General features: G+C 70.7%; 18 protein-coding genes. 16 read left to right on the top strand and 2 right to left on the bottom strand.

What is annotated here, in order from left to right:
* Window positions 1-32 precede the first annotated feature (32 nt).
* The 12 genes from Asi03nite_RS35445 (at window position 33) to Asi03nite_RS35390 (ending at window position 14,696) form a co-directional block, all read left to right on the top strand.
* On the top strand, window positions 33-1,091 hold the full coding sequence (locus Asi03nite_RS35445; RefSeq protein WP_203684893.1) for a PHP domain-containing protein: 1,059 nt from the start codon (window positions 33-35) through the stop codon (window positions 1,089-1,091).
* 43 nt (window positions 1,092-1,134) lie between these two features.
* Window positions 1,135-2,805 (top strand): DUF885 domain-containing protein, encoded by a 1,671-nt coding sequence (locus tag Asi03nite_RS35440; RefSeq protein ID WP_203684892.1) that lies wholly within the window; start codon window positions 1,135-1,137, stop codon window positions 2,803-2,805.
* Window positions 2,806-3,257: 452 nt separating this feature from the next.
* Window positions 3,258-4,382 carry a hypothetical protein gene (locus Asi03nite_RS35435; protein WP_239103160.1) on the top strand — a complete coding sequence of 375 codons (1,125 nt, stop codon included), beginning with the start codon at window positions 3,258-3,260 and terminating at the stop codon, window positions 4,380-4,382.
* Window positions 4,369-7,587 (top strand): ATP-binding protein, encoded by a 3,219-nt coding sequence (locus Asi03nite_RS35430; protein WP_203684890.1) that lies wholly within the window; start codon window positions 4,369-4,371, stop codon window positions 7,585-7,587. The genes Asi03nite_RS35435 and Asi03nite_RS35430 overlap by 14 nt, the downstream gene beginning before the upstream one ends.
* Complete coding sequence (locus Asi03nite_RS35425; protein ID WP_089295051.1) at window positions 7,584-8,030, top strand: roadblock/LC7 domain-containing protein; 447 nt, start codon at window positions 7,584-7,586, stop codon at window positions 8,028-8,030. Before Asi03nite_RS35430 ends, Asi03nite_RS35425 begins: the two co-directional genes overlap by 4 nt.
* Complete coding sequence (locus tag Asi03nite_RS35420; RefSeq protein WP_203684889.1) at window positions 8,027-8,494, top strand: DUF742 domain-containing protein; 468 nt, start codon at window positions 8,027-8,029, stop codon at window positions 8,492-8,494. Before Asi03nite_RS35425 ends, Asi03nite_RS35420 begins: the two co-directional genes overlap by 4 nt.
* A complete protein-coding gene (locus Asi03nite_RS35415) occupies window positions 8,472-9,098 on the top strand; it encodes a GTP-binding protein (protein WP_239103159.1) in 627 nt (208 codons plus the stop codon). Before Asi03nite_RS35420 ends, Asi03nite_RS35415 begins: the two co-directional genes overlap by 23 nt.
* A gap of 101 nt (window positions 9,099-9,199) precedes the next feature.
* The gene (locus tag Asi03nite_RS35410) at window positions 9,200-9,814 is read left to right on the top strand and encodes a hypothetical protein (RefSeq protein WP_203684888.1); all 615 of its coding nucleotides are present in this window, start codon (window positions 9,200-9,202) and stop codon (window positions 9,812-9,814) included.
* 251 nt (window positions 9,815-10,065) lie between these two features.
* Entirely contained in the window at window positions 10,066-11,397 is a 1,332-nt protein-coding gene (locus tag Asi03nite_RS35405; RefSeq protein WP_203684887.1) for a glycosyltransferase, read from the top strand.
* 55 nt (window positions 11,398-11,452) lie between these two features.
* On the top strand, window positions 11,453-12,637 hold the full coding sequence (gene wecB, locus Asi03nite_RS35400) for a non-hydrolyzing UDP-N-acetylglucosamine 2-epimerase (protein WP_203684886.1): 1,185 nt from the start codon (window positions 11,453-11,455) through the stop codon (window positions 12,635-12,637).
* Window positions 12,637-14,268, top strand: coding sequence for a DUF2334 domain-containing protein (locus Asi03nite_RS35395; protein ID WP_203684885.1), 1,632 nt, complete (start codon window positions 12,637-12,639; stop codon window positions 14,266-14,268). The genes wecB and Asi03nite_RS35395 overlap by 1 nt, the downstream gene beginning before the upstream one ends.
* A 77-nt stretch (window positions 14,269-14,345) precedes the next feature.
* Entirely contained in the window at window positions 14,346-14,696 is a 351-nt protein-coding gene (locus Asi03nite_RS35390; protein ID WP_203684884.1) for a hypothetical protein, read from the top strand.
* 252 nt (window positions 14,697-14,948) lie between these two features.
* Here the strand turns inward: Asi03nite_RS35390 and Asi03nite_RS35385 are convergent, their stop codons facing one another.
* On the bottom strand, window positions 14,949-15,698 hold the full coding sequence (locus tag Asi03nite_RS35385) for a dienelactone hydrolase family protein (RefSeq protein WP_203684883.1): 750 nt from the start codon (window positions 15,696-15,698) through the stop codon (window positions 14,949-14,951).
* A gap of 91 nt (window positions 15,699-15,789) precedes the next feature.
* Here Asi03nite_RS35385 and Asi03nite_RS35380 point away from each other — a divergent pair, with 91 nt between their 5' ends.
* Window positions 15,790-16,347 (top strand): TetR/AcrR family transcriptional regulator, encoded by a 558-nt coding sequence (locus tag Asi03nite_RS35380; protein ID WP_203684882.1) that lies wholly within the window; start codon window positions 15,790-15,792, stop codon window positions 16,345-16,347.
* Window positions 16,348-16,461: 114 nt separating this feature from the next.
* A complete protein-coding gene (locus Asi03nite_RS35375) occupies window positions 16,462-17,919 on the top strand; it encodes a cellulose binding domain-containing protein (protein WP_203684881.1) in 1,458 nt (485 codons plus the stop codon).
* A gap of 124 nt (window positions 17,920-18,043) precedes the next feature.
* Here Asi03nite_RS35375 and Asi03nite_RS35370 read toward each other — a convergent pair whose 3' ends face one another.
* Window positions 18,044-18,652 carry a TetR/AcrR family transcriptional regulator gene (locus Asi03nite_RS35370; RefSeq protein ID WP_203684880.1) on the bottom strand — a complete coding sequence of 203 codons (609 nt, stop codon included), beginning with the start codon at window positions 18,650-18,652 and terminating at the stop codon, window positions 18,044-18,046.
* A gap of 105 nt (window positions 18,653-18,757) precedes the next feature.
* Between Asi03nite_RS35370 and Asi03nite_RS35365 the strand changes: the two genes are divergently transcribed.
* Both Asi03nite_RS35365 and Asi03nite_RS35360 read left to right on the top strand, forming a co-directional pair.
* The gene (locus tag Asi03nite_RS35365) at window positions 18,758-19,219 is read left to right on the top strand and encodes a MarR family winged helix-turn-helix transcriptional regulator (RefSeq protein WP_203684879.1); all 462 of its coding nucleotides are present in this window, start codon (window positions 18,758-18,760) and stop codon (window positions 19,217-19,219) included.
* Entirely contained in the window at window positions 19,216-20,796 is a 1,581-nt protein-coding gene (locus Asi03nite_RS35360; protein WP_203684878.1) for an MDR family MFS transporter, read from the top strand. Before Asi03nite_RS35365 ends, Asi03nite_RS35360 begins: the two co-directional genes overlap by 4 nt.
* Window positions 20,797-20,839 lie beyond the last annotated feature (43 nt).

Genomic DNA, 20,839 nt, shown 5'->3' with positions numbered 1-20,839 from the left:
CTTTCCGGACTGATTCCGCCTAGGGTGGCGGCATGGCATCGCGTGACCCGGTCGCCGATCTGCGGCGCATCGCGTTCCTGCTGGAGCGGGCCAACGAGGCGACCTACCGGGTCAAGGCGTTCCGCTCGGCGGCCGCGACAGTGGCCCGGACCCCGCCCGCGGAACTGGCCGAGCGGGCCGCCGCCGGCACCCTGGCGAAGCTGGCCGGGGTCGGCGACGTGACCGCCCGCTGCGTGACCGAGTCGCTGGCCGGCGAGGAGCCGGTCTACCTGCGGCGGCTGCTGAGCACCGAGGGCGCCGACCTGCCGGCCGCCGCGGCCGCGCTGCGTGCGGCGCTGCGCGGGGACTGTCACGTGCACTCGGACTGGTCCGACGGCGGGTCGCCGATCGAGGAGATGGCGCTGGCCGCGGCCGACCTGGGGCACGAGTACTTCGTGCTCACCGACCACTCGCCGCGGCTCACCGTGGCCCGCGGGCTGACCGCCGAGCGGCTGCGCCGCCAGCTCGACCACGTGGCGGAGCTGAACGAGCAGCTGCCGGACGGCTTCCGGATCCTCACCGGCATCGAGGTGGACATCCTGGAGGACGGCTCGCTGGACCAGGAGGACGAGCTGCTGGCCCGGCTGGACGTGGTGGTCGGCTCGGTGCACAGCCGGCTGCGGGACGACTCGGCCCGGATGACCCGGCGGATGCTGGCCGCGATCGCCAACCCGCATCTGGACGTCCTGGGGCACATGACCGGGCGCAAGGTCGCCGCGCCCGGGGCCGGCGACGCCGCGCACCGGACCGCGCGGACCCGGCCGCCGAGCACGTTCGACCTGGAGAAGGTGCTGGCCGCGTGCGTCGAGCAGGACAAGGCTGTGGAGATCAACTCCCGGCCGGACCGGCTGGACCCGCCGAAACGGATGCTCACCGTCGCGGTCGAGGCCGGCTGCCGGTTCGGCATCGACACCGACGCGCACGCCCCGGGCCAGCTGGACTGGCAGGGTTTCGGCTGCGAGCGGGCGGCGCTGTGCGGGGTGCCCGCCGATCGGGTGGTGAACACCTGGACGGCCGGGCGCCTGCTGGAGTGGACGGCGTCGCACGGCTGAAATCGGACGGTCTGCCCCGGTGCGCATCCCATAGGGTCGGCCGGTGGGAAGAATTGACGAGATCGCCGACCGATACGTCGACGACTGGGCCGAGCTGAACCCGACCGGGGCCACCAACGTGGGCATCTCCGGTTACGACGACAAGACCGACGACCTCTCACCGGAGGGCTACGCGGCGCAGGCGGAGCTGGTCCGCCGTACCGTCAATGATCTTGATTTGATCGAGCCGGACCACGAGTCGGAGCAGGTGGCCAAGGAAGCCATGCTGGAGCGGCTCGGGCTGGAACTGGCCCGGCTGGACGCCGGATTCACCGCCACCGAGGTCAGCGTGATCTCCAGTGGGCTGCACGGGCTGCGCATGGCGTTCGACGTGATGCCGACCGAGGGCGAGCAGGCGGTGGCCAACATCGCCGCCCGGCTGCGCGACTTCCCCGGAGCGCTGGCGCAGTACCGCCGGACCCTGCTGGAGGGCGCGGACAAGGGTCTGGTGAGCGCGAGGTCCCAGCTCGTGGCGGTCGCCGAGCAGTGCGACGCGTGGACCGACCCGACCCGGGACAACTTCTTCCACGGGCTGGCCGACCGGCTGGACGTCTCCGGGGCGCTCGCCGCCGAGCTGCGCCGCGGCGCCTCCGAGGCGACCGGGGCCACCTCGGACTTCGGCCGGTTCCTGCGCGAGGAGCTGGCCCCGCGCGGGCGGGCGAAGGAGGCCGCCGGGCCGGAGCGGTACGAGTTGGCCTCGCAGTACTTCCTCGGCGCCCGGGTCGACCAGCAGGAGACGTATCTCTGGGGGTTCGCCGAGCTGCACCGCCTGGAGACCGAGATGCGCGCCGTCTCCGCGGTGATCGCCGGTCCCGGCGCCACCGTCGACCAGGCGGTCGCCGTGCTGGACGCCGACCCGGCCCGCAACATCGCCGGCAAGGAGCGCTTCCGCGACTGGATGCAGGCGCTCTCCGACCGGGCGGTCAGCGAGCTGGACGGCGCCCACTTCGACATCGAGCCGCCGGCCCGGAAGCTGGAGTGCTGTCTCACCCCGACCAGCGACGGCGGCATCTACTACACCGGCCCGAGCGAGGACTTCTCCCGGCCCGGCCGGATGTGGTGGGCGGTGCCGGAGGGCCAGGACGTGTTCTCCACCTGGCGGGAGGTGACCACGGTCTACCACGAGGGCGTGCCCGGCCATCACCTGCAGGTCAGCCAGACGCTGTTGCGGGCCGGCTCGCTGAACCGCTGGCGGCGGCTGCTGGCCTGGTGCTCCGGGCACGGCGAGGGCTGGGCGCTGTACGCCGAGCGCCTGATGGACGAGCTGGGCTACCTCACCGATCCGGGGGACCGGCTCGGCATGCTGGACGGGCAGGCGCTGCGCGCGGCCCGGGTGATCGTCGACATCGGGATGCACCTGGAGCTGGAGATCCCCCGGGACAACCCGTTCGGGTTCCACCCCGGTGAGCGCTGGACGCCCGAGCTGGGTTGGGAGTTCCTACGGGCACACACCCGGATGGCCGAGGAGGTGCTGCGCTTCGAGTGGAAGCGGTACCTGGGCTGGCCGGGGCAGGCGCCGTCGTACAAGGTCGGCGAGCGGATCTGGCTGCTGGCGCGCCAGGAGGCGGAACAGCGCAAGGGCAGTGACTTCGACCTCAAAGCCTTCCACCGGGACGCGCTGGATCTCGGGCCGCTGGGCCTGGACCCGCTACGCAAAGCGCTAGCCAGGATTTGAGTCATTCGGCCTCTCCGCACCGAAAACGGGACGGAGAGGTCTTTTTTTCTGTAGTGGATCACTTACTCTACGTATTTTTGCTTCTTTCCGTAATTGCTTTGGCACTTTCCGTGGACAGATCCGCACCCAGGACGTAACGAATCCGAAGTAGAACTCATATTCACGTCTCCGCCGCGATACCGATACCATCTGCGCGGCACTCGTCACCCAGCCGACAGAACCTCCTAGATCGCTGTCGACGGTGCTGCGTATCCCCCGATCAGCCGAGCGAACTCTGACCCTTGGAAAGGGGTTCCTTGAGGATTTCTCGGATAGATTGACCCAGATCGGTGCGCCCGCATGGCTACGTTCGGTAGCCCCCAATGGCCCATCGCGTGTGTGCATGGCGGAGGACGAAAGCAATGTCAGTCTCGGTGAACAGCCGGCGAACCCGTTTACGCTCCGCTCTCGCGGTGGTGCTGACGGTTCTGGTCCTGCTGCCTGCCGCGGGCCTGTTCCTGCGGGTCCTGCAAGAGAACTCGAAGCAGCGCGACACCGTCCAGCTGGAGCAGGACGGCGTCGAATACCTCACCGCGCTGGGTCCGCTGATCACGGCTCTCGCCGAGTCGCAGTCGTCGGCGCTGCAGGGCGTCGCCGCCGAGCCGGCCTCGGTGACCGCGGCCGTGGCCCGCGTGCAGAGCGTCGACGACCGGGTCGGTGACCAGCTCGGCACCCGGACGCGCTGGACCGACCTGAAGGACAAGATCAGCAAGCTGCCCAAGGCCACCGGCGGCGAGGAGAAGGTGTTCACCGCGCACGTCGAGGCGGCCGACCTGACCCTCGAGCTGTTCGAGGCGGTCCGGGCGAACTCGGCGCTCAAGCGCGACCCGGACGCCGACATCTCGCTCCTCCAGGACGTCGTGGCCGAGCAGGCGCCGACCGCGGTCACCGCGGTCAGCCGGATGAGCGACCTCGCGAACCGCGCCGCCGGCGCCCGGCGGGCGCTGCGGCCGGCCCTCACGGTCCAGTTCGGCTACCAGGCACAGAAGGCCAACGAGATCGTCAGCGAGCTCACCGACACCCTGCAGGAGGCGGTCGACGACACCAAGAGCAACACGCTCAGCGGCAACCTGGTCAGCAACCTCGACTCGTTCCGCCGTGGGATCGAGGCCGCCAACCGTGGCGCCAACCTCGGTGGCGCGCCGGACGTGTCCACCCTGGTGACCGCGCAGTCGACCCTGCAGACCGCGCTGAGCGCGCTGTCCGGCGTCATCCTCAAGGAGATCGCCGCCTTGCTCGACGACCGGTCGGACAGCCTCACCTACCGGCGCATCGAGGCGTTCGCCCTGTTCGGCGTCGCGATCGCGCTGATCGTCGTGGCCACCCTGTGGACCCGCGGCCGGGCCCGCGATGCGCGGACCGGGTCCACCGAGCAGTCCGGCGAGAGCGGCCGGGACGTCTCGGTCCAGGTCTCCGGACCGGCCGGCGGCAACGGCCCGGGCAGCCCGTACAACGGCAGCCCGTACGGCTCGGTGCCGAACTACGGCGAGGCCCCGAACTACGGCGGCGGGCGGGAGCGTTCCGGTGCTCTTCGGTAAGTTCCGCATCCTGGGCAAACTGGCCCTGCTGGTGCTCGTACCGCTGCTCGGTGTTCTCGCCCTGACGGTGCCGATCATCGTGAACCGTGTCCAGGCGGCGTCCGAGGCACAGGAGATCTCGAACACCGTCCAGCTGGCCACCCGGGTCAGTTCGGCGGTCCTGGAGCTCCAGGAGGAGCGCCTGCTCTCGGTCGGCTACTCGCTGAAGCTGGTGGACCAGCCCACCCTGGTGGTGCAGAGCGCCGAGGCCGCCGAGAAGGTCAGCGACCTGCTCACCGACGACATCGCGCTGCCGGCCGGGCTGCGCCGCTCGGTCACCCTGGCCACCAAGCTGAACAGCACCCGGCAGAACGTGCTGAACGGCGAGGTCGGCCCGGTCGACATCGTCAGCGACTTCACCAACGTGATCACCCCGCTGATCGACGGCCTGGGACTGAGCGCCCACGCCGACCTCACCACGGCCGTGGGCCAGCAGGTGTTCGCACTGGAGCGCTCGATGCGTTCCGACGACCTGATCAGTCAGGCCTCCTCCTACCTGGCCACCGGCGCGGCGCTGAGCACCGCGGGGAACAAGGCTCAGCGGGCCGCCTCGACCCAGCTGCTGACGCTGTTCAACCAGTCGTTCAGCCAGATCCAGTCGATCATCACGTCGTCGAAGCCGTACTTCACCGACTCGCAGTACAAGCTGTACCTGAACACCCAGGACGCGTTCCAGTCCCGCGTGGGTGCCGACTTCACCAACACGCTCGCCGCGAACCCGGGCTCGGCCCTGGCCAAACTGCAGATCGCCAAGCTGTTCCCGTCGCTGCAGTCGGTCATGGTCCTCGGTGGCTTCGTCGAGAAGCGCGTGGCGAAGGACGTGCTCGTCACGGTCGACGCGAACCGGTCGAGCGCCATCGCGCAGGCCCTTTACATCGGTGGTGGCGCCCTGGCGCTGCTGATCCTGGTGGTCACGCTGTCGATCTTCATGGCCCGCGCGGTCGCCCGGCCGCTGCGCCGCCTCACCGTCTCCGCCGACCGCATCGCCCGCGCCGCCGAGGCCGAGCTCGAGCGGGTGGCCGACGACGAGGCCGAGGCCCAGGTCCGCCCGATCCGGCTGGACCCGGTCGACGTCGAGGCCCAGGACGAGATCGGCGACCTGGCCCGCGCGTTCGACCGCGTGCAGACCACCGCCGCCCGGCTGGTGGAACGCCAGGTGCTCGGCCGCCGAAACGTCGCCCAGATGTTCGGCCACGTCGGCCGGCGTACGCAGAACCTGGTCGGCCGCCAGCTGTCCCTGATCGACGGTCTGGAGCGCCGGGAGACCGACTCCGACCGGCTCCGCGAGCTGTACCGGCTGGACCACATGTCCAGCCGTCTGCGCCGGAACGCGTCCGCGCTGGTCGTGCTCTCCGGTGGCGCCGGCGCCAACGAGCACATGGCCCCGTTGCCGCTCTCCGACGTCGTCCGTCTCGCCCTGGGTGAGATCGAGGACTACACCCGTGTCGAAGTGGAGGTCCCCGAGGAGATCGTCGTGGTCCCGGCCATCCTGGCCGACCTCACGCTGCTCCTGGCCGAGCTGCTGGAGAACGCCACCACGTTCTCCCCGCCGCACACCACCGTCACGGTCTCCGCCGAGGAGCTGCGCGGCGGCGCTCGCCTGGCGATCATCGACCACGGCCTCGGCCTCGCCCCCGAACGACTGGCCGAGGAGAACGCCCGGCTGACCCGCCGTGAGCGACTGGACCTGGCCCCCACCGAGGTGCTCGGCCTCTTCGTGGTCGGCCGGCTGGCCCGCCGGCACGGCATCGAGGTCACCCTGACCGACACCCCGGACGGCGGTCTGACCGCCTGGATCGACCTGAGCCCGCAGCACCTGATCGCCCGGGTGGAGACGCTGGCCCCGCCCGCCGTCCAGGCCCCGCCAGCGGTTCCGGCGCCGGCCGCCATGCCGCAGATCCCGGCGGGGTACCAGACGGTCGGCGCGCCGGTCAGCGGCGCGCTGCGCGGCAACACCGCCGAGGTGGCCATCGCCAGCACCGCGATCCGCACCGTCCCGGGCAGCCAGCAGCCGTTCGACCCGAACGTGCTGAACCGGGCCACCCGGACGCTGGAGTCGGTCCCGTCGTGGAACGCCTTCGGCGGCGGCCCGCAGCAGGACGACCCGTACGCCGGTCAGCCGGTCTACGACGCGGAGCCGGTCTACTCGCCGGGGGTGCCGTACCAGGAGCCGGTCGCGCCGTACCACCAGCCGGACCCCGCGCACGCCTACAACAGCGGCATCCCCGTCGCCGGCCGCAACCCGGCCGCGCTGCCCGAGCTGCCCGCCGCCGGTCAGCCGGTTTGGGGCAACGAGCCGGCCCTGCCCGCCGGGCCGGGCTGGAACAGCACCCCGCAACCGTCCGACACCGCCTGGAACGTCCCGGTCGCCGCGGAGGCGAGCTGGAACACCCCGGCGCCCACGTCGCCGGCCTGGAACACCCCGGCCCCGGCCGAGACCACCTGGAACACACCGCAGCCGGCCGAGCCGGTCTGGAACACCCCGGCTCCGGCCGTGGAGGCGCCGATGGCTTCGGCCAGCAACTCGGGCTACTCGGCCCCCGGCCCGGAGCCGACCGCTCCGGAGCCGGTGGTCGCCCCGTCGAGCGGCGGCAACAAGCCGCTGCGACGCCGGGTGCCGGGCAGCCAGCTCCCGATGGATACCGGTCCGAAGCAGCACGCCTCGGCGCCGTCGCAGGACGACGCCCTGGCCGCTCGCGCCGCCTTCGACGCGTTCGAGGCGGGCGTCACCCGGGCCCACGAGACCAGCACCAGAATGCCGGCCCCGGACCTCTCGGGCGGGCAGTGGAGCATGCCGGCGATTCCGGACATGCCCGCACCGCAGTGGAACGTGCCGGCTCCGGCTCCGGAGGCCGCGCCGCAGTGGAACGCTCCGGCCCAGGCGCCCGCGCCGGAGGCCGCGCCGCAGTGGAACCAGCAGCAGTGGGACGCCCCCGCTCCGGCCGCCGCCCCGCCGCCGCCCCCGCCGTCGAACGGGGGCGGGAAGTTGACTCGTCGCGTGCCGGGTGCCACCCTGCCGCGGGACGAGCCGCACCAGCCGATCCTTCCGCCGGCTCCGGCTCAGATGGACCCGGAACAGGCTCGCGCTCTGATGGATCAGTTCGAGTACGGCGTCGCACTCGCACTGAATGAAACTCAGCCACAACCCGAGGGACAACCGCGATGACTTCCCCCTACCCCACCGCGCAAAGTCAGCTCAGCGCCGAAGCCAAAACCTTCAACTGGCTGCTGGACTCCTTCACGTCCGGAACCGCGGGCGTTATCGAGGCCATCGCCGTCTCCTCGGACGGTCTGCTGATGGCCATGTCCGCGATCAAGGACCGCCCGAACGCGGAGCGCCTGGCCGCGGTGGTCTCCGGCCTGACCAGCCTGGCCGGCGGCGCAGCCAGCTGGTACCGCCTGGGCGCCCTGAACCGCGTCATCATCGACATGGCCGACGGCTATCTGCTGGTGACCGCGATCAGCGCCGGCTCGGTGCTCGGTGTGATCGCCGACCGGACCGCGAACCTGGGCACCTTGGCGTACGAGATGACGCTGTTCGCCACCCGGGCCGGCGGCGCCCTCAGCCCGCGCCTGATCGCCGAACTGAAGAACGCCGTCCAGCAATGACGTACCCGGACCCCGCCGACGAACCGGTACCTCCGGCGCGCCCCGGAGTCCGGCCCTTCCTGCAATCCGGTCCGAAGCACTCGGCCGGCGGTTACACCCCTACCGGGGAACAGCCGCCGGTCGAGCCAGCACAGACCAACACTCTGCGCCCGTTCGTCATCACGGCCGGGCGCACCGATGGAGGCGATCCCGACATCGGTATGGAGACTCAGGTGACGGTGGTGCCCGGCGCACCGCCGTCCCGGTTCTCGCCGGAAGCCAGGGCGATCGTGGCCCTCCTCGAGGAGAGCCCGATCTCGGTGGCCGAGATCTCCGCACGCCTGCGCCTGCACCTGGGCGTCTGCCAAATCCTCGTCGGCGACCTGCGCGCCGCCGGCCAGGTCGACGTCCATGTGCTGGACAACGACACCCCTGACCCCGAGACCATCATGCGAGTGATCCGTGGACTTCGATCCATCAGCTAACCGCGTCGTCGGTACCGCGCGCATACCGGGCGGAGCCACGCCCAAGAAGGCGCCGGTCCCGGTAAAGATCATCGTGGCCGGCGGCTTCGGAGTGGGCAAGACGACGACCGTCGGCGCCATCTCGGAGATCTCGCCGCTGACCACCGAGGCCGAGATGACCTCCGAGTCGGTCGGCATCGACAACCCCGGTCAGGCCACGATGAAGACCACCACCACGATCGCGATGGACTTCGGCGTTCTGACCATCGACCAGACGCTGAAGCTCTACATCTTCGGCACCCCGGGCCAGACCCGGTTCGCCTTCATGTGGGACGACCTGGTGAAGGGTGCTCTGGGCGCCCTGGTCGTGGTGGACACCAACCGCATCGACGACTGCTACCCGGCGGTCGACTACTTCGAGCGGGCCGGCCTGCCCTTCGTGGTCGGCGTGAACACGTTCAACGGACAGATGGGTTACAGCCTCGACGAAGTGCGCTGGGCGCTCGCGGTCCGTGAGGACGTTCCGGTCATCTCGTACGACGCCCGCTTCCGCGCCTCGGTCCGAGACGCCCTGCTCGTGGTTCTGGACCAGGCTCTCGACAAGGCGATAAAGATGAAGTCGTAGGGTGTGCGCGGGTCGCCCCGGTTTGCTAAGCATTCCCATAGATGCCCGCGGCAGGGCAGAGTGGGACACCGGGCGACCGTTGCGAGAAAGAGGACGGTGACGTGCGAGGCGGACTGGACGACGCGCTCGACAAGCTTGCCCGCCGTGACGAGCTGCGGCGGCGTGCCGCGGCCGGGGAGAACCCGGGTCCCCCGCCGGCGGTGAGCGAGCTGGTCGAGGCCATCGCCGGGGTGATCACCCGGTATCCCCACCTGGGTGTCACGGTGGGAGTCGAGGGCGCCGGCGACCCGGTGCTGTTGCACTTCGGGTTCGCCGACGGCACGGTGCAGGTCCAGGCGGACCATTCGGTGGCCGGCTCGCAGGCCGGGGAGCCGGCGCGGGCGCACGCCGATTTCGAGATCAACGTGGACGATCCGGAGCCGCCGCCCCGCGGCAGCCACGACGACCAGGACCGGTTCGGTCCGACGGACTACGACTACTCGGAGCCGCCGACCGCGGAGCGGCCCTTCGTGCAGCCTCAGCAGCCGCCGGCGGCCTATGCGCCGCCACCGGTGCCGCCCCAGACGCGGCAGCCGCACGCGGAACCGTCGACGTTCGCGGAGCCGCTGCCGAACCCGGTGCCGTTCCAGGCCGAGCGCCAGGCGGAGGAGACGGAGATGGCGGCCCGACGGCTGGCCGCGATGCTGCGGGACAATCCCAATCTGTTGAACGACTGAGAAAAGGCGGTCACCCTGGGTGACCGCCTTCTTTGTACGCTCGCTTGATTACTCTTAGCAATCGCATAAACACGGTCCGCATGCCGGCGAAACCTCCCCGTTTCGCCCGTCCCGCGCTGCCTGAGATGTCTGACATGGGCCATTCGGCCGGTATGCACTGTCGGCCGGACGACGGCCCTTGAGTCACGCTGAGTAGCTCCGTAATGTCCTAATAAGTCCATCAGAAAAGTGACAAAGAGACGGGGGAAGTGATGTCGGCATCGGACGGCTGGCTCATCGCGGTCGCGGGCTACGCGATCCTGCTGGCCTGGCCGCTCTCCACCGTCATCCTGGTCTGGTTCGCGGTCCGCTACGTCGGCACGCACCGCGCCACGGTCGTCAACAAGGCGCTGGCCAGCGGGGGCGGCAAGCCGGAGCAGTTCTGGATCATCGTGCCCGCGCTGAACGAGGAGGCGGTGGTCGCCAACACGGTGGCCGCGGCGCTCCGGCTGCGCGGCCCGGCCGGCACGCTGACCCGGGTCCTCGTCGTGGACGACGGCTCCGACGACCGTACGCCCGAGGTCCTCGCCACCATCGACCACCCGCGCCTGCACGTGATGCGCCGGGAACTGCCCGAGGCGCGGCAGGGCAAGGGCGAGGCGCTGAACGCGGCGTACCGCCTCATCGCGTCTCTCACCGCGAGCGAGGGCGTCCCGGCGGAGCGGGTGGCCCTCGGCATCATCGACGGCGACGGCCAGGGCAGTGACAACATCCTGGCCGAGGTGGGCCGGCTGATGGGCGACACCAAGGTCGGCGCGGTACAGGTGCAGGTCCGCATCCGCAACCGGGACAAGCTGCTCGGCGCCGTGCAGGACCTGGAGTTCGGCGCCATTGTGGACGCCTGCCAGAACATGCGCGACGCGTTGGACACCGTCGGCCTCGGCGGCAACGGCCAGTTCAGCCGGCTCTCCACGCTGATCTCGCTGGGTTCCGCCCCCTGGTCGAGCTGCCTGGTCGAGGACATGGAGCTGGGCCTGCGGATGCACCTGCAGGGCGTCTCCATCCGCTACACCTCGCGCGCCTCGGTCACCCAGCAGGCGGTCGTCGACATCAAGCGGCTCGCCCGGCAGCGCACCCGCTGGGCGCAGGGCAACCTGCAGTGCGCCCGCTACCTCGGCTCGCTCTTCACCTCCGGCAACATCGCCCGCACCGCGCTGGTCGAGATCCTGCACTACCTGGTCTCGCCGTGGGCCAACGCGGTGGTCACCGTCATGCTCACCCTGACCGGCACGGCGGGCGTGCTCGGCCTGCTGACCGGTCACCCGATGCCGCTGCTGCCGACCTGGGTCTCGCTCGGCGAGAGCCTCGGCGTCTGGGCCGTCGTCACCACGTTCCCCGGCCTGGTCTGGGTGCTCGTGCACCGGGCCAAGCGGGCCGACGAGGCGATGCCACGGATGCTGCTCGCCGCGCTGGCCTACCCGCTCTTCCTGCTCCTCGGCCTGACCGCCACCTACCGGGCGCTGGGCCGCCAGCTGACCGGCAAGCAGGCCTGGGCCAAGACCGAGCGCCTGGTCGAGGAACCCCTCGCCCTCCAGACCGCCTGATCCCGCAGGCGCCGCACCACCCCTCCCCCGGCAAGAAGTGAAGGAAAGCCCCCTGATGTCCCTTCGCGAAGTCCACCTCATCGGCGGCACCCGCCCCGAGGCCGTCAAACTCGCCCCGGTCGCCCTCGCCTTCCGCGAGGCCGGCCTGCTCCGCCCGATCCTGCTGGCCAGCGGCCAGCACCCGGCCATGGTCACCCAGGCGCTGGCCGCGTTCGACCTGGAACCGGACATCACCCTCACCGTCGACCGCAGCACCGGCACCCAGTCCGAGCTGCTCACCGCGATGATCCAGCAGCTCGACGAGCTCTGGTCGGTGCGCACCCCGGCCGCCGTGATCGTCCAGGGCGACACCACCACGAGCCTGGCCGGCGCGCTGGCCGCGTTCTGGCGCCGGATCCCGGTCGTGCACCTGGAGGCCGGCCTGCGCTCCGGCGACCTCGAGTCGCCGTTCCCCGAGGAGGGCAACCGCCGCCTGGTCGCCCAGGTCGCCGCGCTGCACCTGGCGCCGACGCCGCTGGCCGCGATGAATCTGCTGGACGAGAGGATCGCCGCGAACGATGTGCTGATCACCGGCAACACCGTGGTGGACGCGACGCTCGCGGTGGCCGCGAAGAAGCTGCCGTACCAGAACCCGGCCGTCGCCGCCGCCCGGGCCGCGAGCACCAACCGGCTGATCCTGGTCACCGCGCACCGCCGCGAGTCGTGGGGTCAGCCCCTGGACCGGATCCTCGGCGCGGTCAAGGAGCTGATCGCGCGCTACCCGGACATCGACGTGGTGCTGCCCAGCCACCCCAACCCCGCGGTCCGGGCGCAGGTCGACACCGGGCTGGCCGGCGTCGAGCGGGTCACCGTCACCGACCCGCTGCCCTACCCGGATCTGTCCCGCCTGCTCTCCGAGGCGTACCTGGTGCTCACCGACTCGGGCGGGATCCAGGAGGAGGCGCCCTCGTTCGGCGTCCCGGCGCTGGTGCTGCGCGACGTCACCGAGCGCGTCGAGTCGCTGCACGCCGGCTGCGCCAAGCTGGTCGGCTCCGACCCGCGGGTGATCCTCGCCGAGGCGTCCGCCCTGCTGGACGACCCGGCCCGGCGCAACGCCATGACGGCCGGCGGCAATCCCTACGGCGACGGTCACGCCGCCCGGCGCACCGCCCAGGCCACCGCCGCCCTGCTCGGCCTCGCGCCGGTGCCCGACGCCATGCCCGTCCAGCAGTCCACCGCCGAGATCGGAGCCGTCGCCTGATGCGCGCCTCGAAGGTAACCCGACGCACCCTGATCGCCGGTGGCGGAGCCGCCGCCGTGGCCGTGGCCACCGGCATCGGCTTCAACGCCGTCCAGGCCGACGCCGCGACCACCACCCCCGCCAACACGGCCACGGCCACCAGGACCGGCAAGGCCGCGCCCGGCGCCGGGTCCGCCAGGACCCTGGTGCTGTACGACACCACCGGCGACTACGGCTGGCTGGGCGAGGTCTACGCCACCCAGGCCGCGAACCTGAGCTCGCACTTCGGCACCTGGACCGCCGCGCCGGTGGCCAGGTACAGGTCCGGTGACCTGAGCGCGTACACCGCTGTCGTCTATCTCGGCTCCACCTACGACGAGCCGCTGCCGGCCGCGTTCCTCACCGACGTCATGGCCACCACCAAGCCGGTGGTCTGGGTCTACGACAACATCTGGCAGCTGGCCGCGAAGGACGGCTTCGCCGCCAAGTTCGGCTTCGCCAGCGGCACGTTCGACTTCGACAAGGTGACCGAGGTCGGATACAAGGGCAGGAAGCTGACCCGGAGCACCGACAACCAGTCCGGGATCATGAACCTGTCGATCGGCGACAGCGACAAGGTGACCACGCTGGCAACCGCGGTCCGCGCGGACGGCAGCGGCTTCCCGTGGGCGGTCCGGTCGCAGAACCTGACGTACGTCGGCGAGATCCCGTTCTCCTACGTCACCCACGACGACCGCTACCTGGCCTTCGCCGACCTGCTCTTCGACTCGCTGGGCGGCGGCACTGCCGAGCGGCACCGCGCCCTGATCCGGATCGAGGACGTCGGGCCGGACGCCGACCCGGAACAGCTCAGGGCGGTCGCCGACTACCTGGCGGCGGAGAAGGTGCCGTTCAGCGTCGCGGTGTACCCCCGGTTCCGTGACCCGAAGGGCGCCGGCACCGGCAAGGCCCAGGACTACACGCTGCTGAACAAGCCGAAGGTGGTCGCCGCGCTGAGGTACATGCAGGCCAGGGGCGGCACACTGATCATGCACGGGTACACCCACCAGTACGGCTCGGTGGCGAACCCGTACGACGGCGTCAGCGCGAACGACTTCGAGTTCTACCGGGCGCACGTCGACGCGAGCGACACAGTGGTCTACGACGGTCCGGTGGCCGAGGACTCCGCCGCCTGGGCCACCGCCCGGATGGTCGCCTCCGGCGTGATCTTCACGGCGGCCGGACTCGGCGCCCCGAAGATCTTCGAGTTCCCGCACTACGCGGCGAGCGCGGTCGACTACCAGGCGGTGCACGCGCTGTTCGGCAAGCGGTACGACCGCGGCCTGTACTTCCCCGGCGTGCTGACCGGCGGCAAATACGACTACGCCCGGCAGTTCGGTCAGTTCTTCCCGTACACGGTGCGCGACGTGTACGGCTCGGTGGTGGTCCCGGAGAACGTCGGCAACGTCGAGATCGAGGCGTTCAACAACCACCCGGTCCGGCTGCCCGCCGACATCATCGCGTCGGCCGAGCGCAACCTGGTCGTCCGGGACGGCGTGGCAAGCTGCTTCTATCACGCCTACCTCGGCACCGATCACCTCAAGGACCTGGTCACCGGCATCAAGGCGCTCGGTTACTCGTTCGTCGGCGCCGAGGCGATGCTGAACGGCTGAGCACCTCGTCGCGGCGGGAGGCCGTCGTCCGGTGGTCCGGGCGGCGGCCTTCGTACATCACCACCAAGGAGAAATACATGGACGTGGTGGACTTCTGGGTCCGCTCCTGGACCTCGGACGACCTGGCCGGCGCCCGCCAGGTGCTGACCCCGGACGTCGAGGTGGAGTGGAACCTGGACGCTCCGGTCGACGACGAGGAGTTGCTCCAGGTCCTGCACCGGATCGCGGCCTTCGCGGACGGGGTGACGGTGGCGGCCCGGACCGACGCGCTGGACGGCGCGACGCTGATCTACGACCTCGCTGCCCCGTTCGGCACAGCCCGCCTGGTCGAGTTCCTCGGCGTCGAGGACGGGCGGATCAACGAGGTCCGCCACGTCTACGACGTCACCGCGATCGACCGCTACTTCCCCGGCCTCTACCAGAACTGACCACCCCGCCGCGCCCTCGGCCGGCTCGCAGGAGGTCCTTCGAGGCCCGCGAAGCCCCGGGCCGCCAGCCGAACCGTGTCCGCCGGCCCGCAGCGGTCCCTCGAAGCCCCGAGACGCCCCGGGAGACCGGCCGGACCGGAAGCGGCTGGCGCTCAGGGGTCCCGCGAGGCTCTTGCGGAACCCCTGGAGACCGCCCGGAGGCGCGGGGCCGGGCGCTGGAGCTCTCCCGCGGTTCGGCAGAGGCCGGCCCGGTCAGTGGAGGTTGCGGTCCAGCAGGGGGAACAGGGCCGCCCAGTGCCGCTTCTCCGCGCCCTCGTGGTACATCGCCGTGTCCGACATGGTGTACCCGTGCGGCGCTCCCTCGTAGACCTCGGACGTGTAGGTCACCCCCGCCGAGGCCAGCGCCTCCTCCAGCGCCTTGACGTGCTCCGGGGTCATCGACCCGTCGTTGTCGGCGTGTCCGAAGTAGACCTCACCGGTGATCGGGCCGACCGCCAGGTGCGGGCTGTCCGCGTCCTCGGTCACCACCCGCCCGGCGTGGAAACTGCCGAGCACCGCGATCCGCTCCGGCAGCGCGGCCATCGCGATCAGCGCGTTGCGCCCGCCCATGCAGTAGCCGACGGCACCGGCCGGTCCGGGCGCGACACCCTCCTGCGCGGCGAGGAAATCCAGGTAGGCACGGGTGTCCGCGACCACCCGATCGGCCGTGAGCTGCTGCATCAGCGGCATCAGCCGACCGAATGCCGCGCCGCGCCGGTCCGGGTCGTTCAGGTCGGCCGGGTCCACCAGCGGACTCCGCCCGCCGCGGTAGAACAGGTTGGGCAGCAGGACCGCGTACCCCTGTTCGGCGACCCGGTCGGCCATCTCGCGCAGCCGCGGGCGGACGCCGAAGGCGTCCATGAACATCACGATTCCGGGGTACGGCCCGGGCCCGTCCGGCTTGACGAAGTAGCCGTCGGAGACGCCGTCAGCGGCCGGAATGTCGATCGAAGCCTGGTGCATCGTCGCTTCCCTCTTCAACGATCGGTCAAGATCGAAGCGACCGTAACATCGTCTGACGGCTTTCCCGCCGGAACGTCGTATTCTGTGGCGCATGGCCACCCGGCTGCGCGCGGATGCCCGCCGAAATCGAGCGGCCCTGCTCTCCGCCGCCCGCGAGGTCTTCGCGGAGCAGGGCCTGGACGCGTCGTTGGACGAGATCGCCCGCCGCGCCGGTGTCGGCAACGCCACGCTGTACCGGCGTTTCCCCAGCCGCCGGCACCTGATCGCGGAGGTGTTCGCCAGTCACATGACCGCCGCGGTGCGGCTCGCCGAGCAGGCACTGGAGCACCCGGACCCGTGGGCGGCGTTCGTCGGTTACCTGACCCGGGTCTGCGAGCTGCAGGCCACCGACCGGGGACTGGCCGAGTTGCTGGTGACCAGCGCGTTCGACGACGACGAGCGACTCGCCGCGCTGCGGGCCGCCGCTCAGCGCCGGGCGGTGGACGTGCTGACCCGCGCGCAGCGGGCCGGCCGGCTGCGCGCCGATTTCACCAGGCACGATCTGTGGCTGGTGATGATGGCCAATGCCGGGGTGAACCGGCACGCCACCGAGCCGAACGCCTGGCGACGCCAGTTGTCCCTGGTCATCGGCGGTCTCGCGACCCGGTGACCGAGCGGTCACCGAGCGGCTTTTAAGGATCTTTAAGGCTTGTGCCGGAGAACCTTAAGCCGGTCCCGGCGAAAAATCAGCTCCGTCACCATCCCCCGTGATCGGAGTTCCGACATGCAACGCAGCCGTCTTCGGCTCGCCATCTACTCCACGGCCGCGGTCCTCGCGGTCGGCGGCGGCATCGGCGCGGCCGTCGCGGCCACCACGAGCACGGGCGGCCTCACCGCCTCCTTCACCAAGGAGAGCGACTGGGGCTCCGGCTACCAGGCGCACTACACGATCACCAACAACACCGGCGCCGCGGTGAACGGCTGGCAGCTGGTCTTCGGCCTGCCGTCGACAGCGAAGCTGGGCAGCGCGTGGGACGCCACGGTGACCACCAGTGGCAACGTCGAGACCGCGAAGAACGTGGCGTGGAACCCGACGATCCCGGCCGGCGGCTCGGTCTCGTTCGGCTTCGTGGTGGCCGGCGAGGGCGACCCGGTCAGCTGCACGATCAACGGCGCGGCCTGCACCGCCGGCGGCGCGACCGGGGCGCCCACGGCCACCGCGACGGCCACGCCCACGAGGACGGCCACCGCCGCGCCGACCACTACCGCGACGGCCGAGCCGACCAGGACCGCCTCCGCGACCCCGACGAGGACCGCGACGGCCACGGCGACCGCCACCTCCACCGGCGGCACCGGGTCGAGCAGCGGGGTGCTGGTCGCCCCGTACGTCGACATGGGTGTCCTCTCCAACGGCGGCACGCTCTCGTCGCTCGCCTCCGGCGGCAACGTCAAGTCGTTCAGCCTGGCCTTCGTCACCGCGTCCGGCTGCAAGGCGAGCTGGTTCGGCGCGTTCGACCCGCGGGCCAAGCAGTTCGGCGACCAGATCAGCGCGATCCGCTCGGCGGGTGGCGACGTGAAGGTGTCCTTCGGCGGCGCGACAGGTGTCGAGTTGGCCCAGGCCTGCACCTCGACGTCCGCGCTGCAGGCGGAGTACCAGGCGGTCGTCGACGCGTACCAGCTGAAGTACATCGACCTGGACATCGAGGGCGCGGCCTCGGCCGACGCCGCCTCGATCGACCGGCGCTCGACCGCGCTGGCCGCGCTGCAGAAGGCGAACCCGGGCCTGAAGATCTCGCTGACCCTGCCGGTGCTGCCGGAGGGCCTGACCGCGGACGGCCTGAACGTGGTCAAGTCCGCCAAGAACGCCGGCGTCGACCTGGACCTGGTCAACATCATGGCGATGGACTACGGCCGGTCCGGGCAGGACTACGGCGACCTGGCGATCCAGGCGGTCAAGTCGACGAAGGACCAGATCAAGTCGATCTACGGCAACGGCGACGCGGCCGCGTTCAAGATGGTCGGCGTCACCCCGATGATCGGCAAGAACGACGACAACGGCACGTTCTCCCAGAGCGACGCCAGGGACCTGGTCGCCTTCGCCAACGCCAATCACCTCGGCTTCGTCTCCTTCTGGGAGCTGCAGCGCGACAAGAACGCCTGCCAGGGCGCCTTGTTCCAGTGCACCAACGTGAACCAGACGGCGTTCGAGTTCTCCAAGATCTTCGCCGGCTTCAAGGGGTAGAGCCCGCTCCCCCTCGAGAGGCGCGATCCCCGGGACGGCACCCCCGGGGATCGCGCTTTTCACGATCAAAAATCAAGACCCCGCTTGCTCCGTACGGAACAAGCGGGGTCTTTTCTGCTCGTGATCAGACGAAGCCGCAACCCGCGTCGGCGAGCGAGTCGCGGGCCAGGTCCCAGAAGTTGACCTCCGGCCGCCGCTCCAGCCACACGTTGAGCGAGACGCGCAGCACGGCGAGAAAGGTCGCGGCGATCAGCTGGGCTCGTACCCCCCACGGGTCGGACGGCCCCAGCCGGGCCGCGACCTCCGCGGAGACCTCGCGCTCCAGCGCGGCGAACGTCTGCACCTGTGCCGCCGCCAGCGACGGGTGCCGGCGCACCATGCGGCTGCGCGCGATCCACTCCGGGTCGAGATCACCGAGCTGCTCGTAGAAGCCCTCGGCCGCGGCGGTCAGCGCTTCCCACGGCGCCAGCGCCCGCGGTTGCTCGCGGATCATGCCGGCCAGCAGCCGCATCCGCTGGAGGTCGCCGTAGAAGAGAGCCTCCTCCTTGTTGGCGAAGTAATTGGAGAAGGTACGTCGGGAGACGCCGGCCTCGTCCGCGATCGCCTCGACGGTGACGTTCTCCGGGCCGTGCTCGAACGCCAGGCGCAGTGCCGCCTCGTGCAGCGCCTGGCGGGTCGCCGCCTTCTTGCGTTCCCGCAGGCCGGGCTCCGGCTCGGAGGTCGTCGGGCTCATGCCGGAAGAGTACCGGCGACGAGCATCACTTCCCAGCGGGAAAGTTTGCGCAGTGCGCAAGCGCTGTCGATAGTTGTATCAACCAACCAACACCGAGGAGCTGCCATGACGCGTGAGCTCTTGGCGACCATGCGAGAGGTCCTCAAGGCGATCCGGCTGCTCAAGCAGGATCGGTCGACGACCTTCGCGGCCGTTCCGGTCGGCACCGTCGGCGTCCTCTCCGAGATCCGCACCCGGGAGTCCGGCGGCTGCCACGCCAAGGAACTGGCCGCCGAGCACGGCCTGGACCCCTCCACGATCAGCCGGTCGATCGCCGCTCTGGTCCGCGCCGGCCTGGTGGTCCGCAGCGCCGACCCGTCCGACGGCCGCGCCAGCACGCTGCACCTGACCGAACAGGGCCGGGACGTCCTCGACGCCGCGCAGGCCCACTACGAGGCCCGGCTTTCCGCGGCGCTGCGCGACTGGAGCCCGGAAGAGATCAACGACTTCGCCGCGGCGCTGCGGCGCTTCGCCCGCGACCTCATCGACCAGCACAACGACGCACCAGAACTGGAGGCGGCGCGATGAGCGCTCCCACCCCGACCCGCTCCGAACCCGGGGCGATGTCCCACCGCGAGATCATGGAGGCCCTCTCCGGTCTCCTGCTCGTGCTCTTCGTCGCGATGTCGAGCTCGACCATCGTCTCCACCGCGCTGCCCACCATCATCGGCGATCTGAACGGCACGCAGACGCAGTACACCTGGGTGGTCACCGCGACCCTGCTCACCGCGACCGCCTCCACCCCGATCTGGGGCAAGCTCGCCGACCTCTACAGCAAGAAGCTGCTGGTCCAGCTCTCGATCGTGGTGTACGTGCTCGGCTCGATCGTGGCCGGCCTGACGCAGAACACCGAGCAGCTGATCGCCGCCCGGGCGTTCCAGGGCCTCGGCATGGGCGGCGTGCAGGCGCTGGTCCAGATCGCCATCGCGGCGATGATCCCGCCCCGCGAGCGCGGCCGCTACAACGGCTACCTCGGTGGTGTGATGGGCCTGGCCACGGTCGCCGGCCCGCTGCTCGGCGGCGTGATCGTGGACACCGGCTGGCTCGGCTGGCGCTGGTGCTTCTTCATCGGCATCCCGATCGCCGTGCTCGCGCTGATCGTGCTGCAGAAGACGCTGCACCTGCCGGTCCTGCGCCGGGAGAACGTGAAGATCGACTACCTGGGCGCCACCCTGATCGCGGCCGGCGTCAGCGTCATCCTGGTCTGGGTGTCGTTCGTGGACAGCTCGTTCGCGTGGCTCTCCTGGCAGACCTTCGCCATGGTCGGCGCCGGTCTGGTGCTGATCGCCCTGGCCACCTTCGTCGAGTCGCGGGCCGCCGAGCCGGTGGTCCCGCTGCCGATCGTCCGCCAGCGCACCACCGCCCTGGCCATCCTGGGCAGCCTCGCGGTCGGCATGGCGATGTTCGGCGGCGCGGTCTTCCTCGGCCAGTACTTCCAGATCGGCCGCGGCTACAGCCCCACCGAGGCCGGCCTGCTCACCATCCCGATGATGTTCGGCCTGGCCTTCGCCTCGACGGTCGCGGGCCGGCTGATCACCCGCAGCGGCAACATCAAGCCGTACGTGGTGGCCGGCACGATCATCCTGGTCGCCGGCTTCGGCGGCCTCTCGGTCCTCGACCACGACACCCCGCTCTGGTACATCGGGATCGCGATGTTCCTGGTCGGCGCCGGGGTCGGCATGTCGATGCAGAACCTGGTCCTCGCCGTGCAGAACACCGTGGCGCTCAAGGACATCGGCGCGGGCAGTTCGACCGTGGCGTTCTTCCGCTCGCTCGGCGGCACGATCGGCGTCTCGGTGCTCGGCGCCGTCCTGGCCCGCCGGGTGGCCGACTCGATGGCCGACCAGCTCGCCGCGATGGGCGTGCACTCGTCCGGCACCGGATCCGGGGTGAGCGCGCTCAACCTGGGCAGCCTGCCTCCGGCGATCCAGCACGTGGTGCGGGTGGCGTACGGCGACGCGACCGGGCACATCTTCCTGATCTCGATGCTCATCGCGGTGGTGGGCGTGATCGCGGCGGTGGCGATGAAGCCGACCAAGCTGCGCAGCACGGTCGACCTCGCGACGGCCAAGTCCGAGAAGCCGGAGCTCATCTCCACCAAGTAGACGTCACCTCCTTCTCCCGGCGGCCGGGCTCCTCACGGAGCCC

Origin of the sequence: Actinoplanes siamensis, from assembly GCF_016862395.1 — a bacterium.
GTDB lineage: Bacteria > Actinomycetota > Actinomycetes > Mycobacteriales > Micromonosporaceae > Actinoplanes > Actinoplanes siamensis.
The sequence above is the reverse complement of the archived record's forward strand: the minus strand, read 5'-3'. Positions and strand labels throughout refer to the sequence as shown.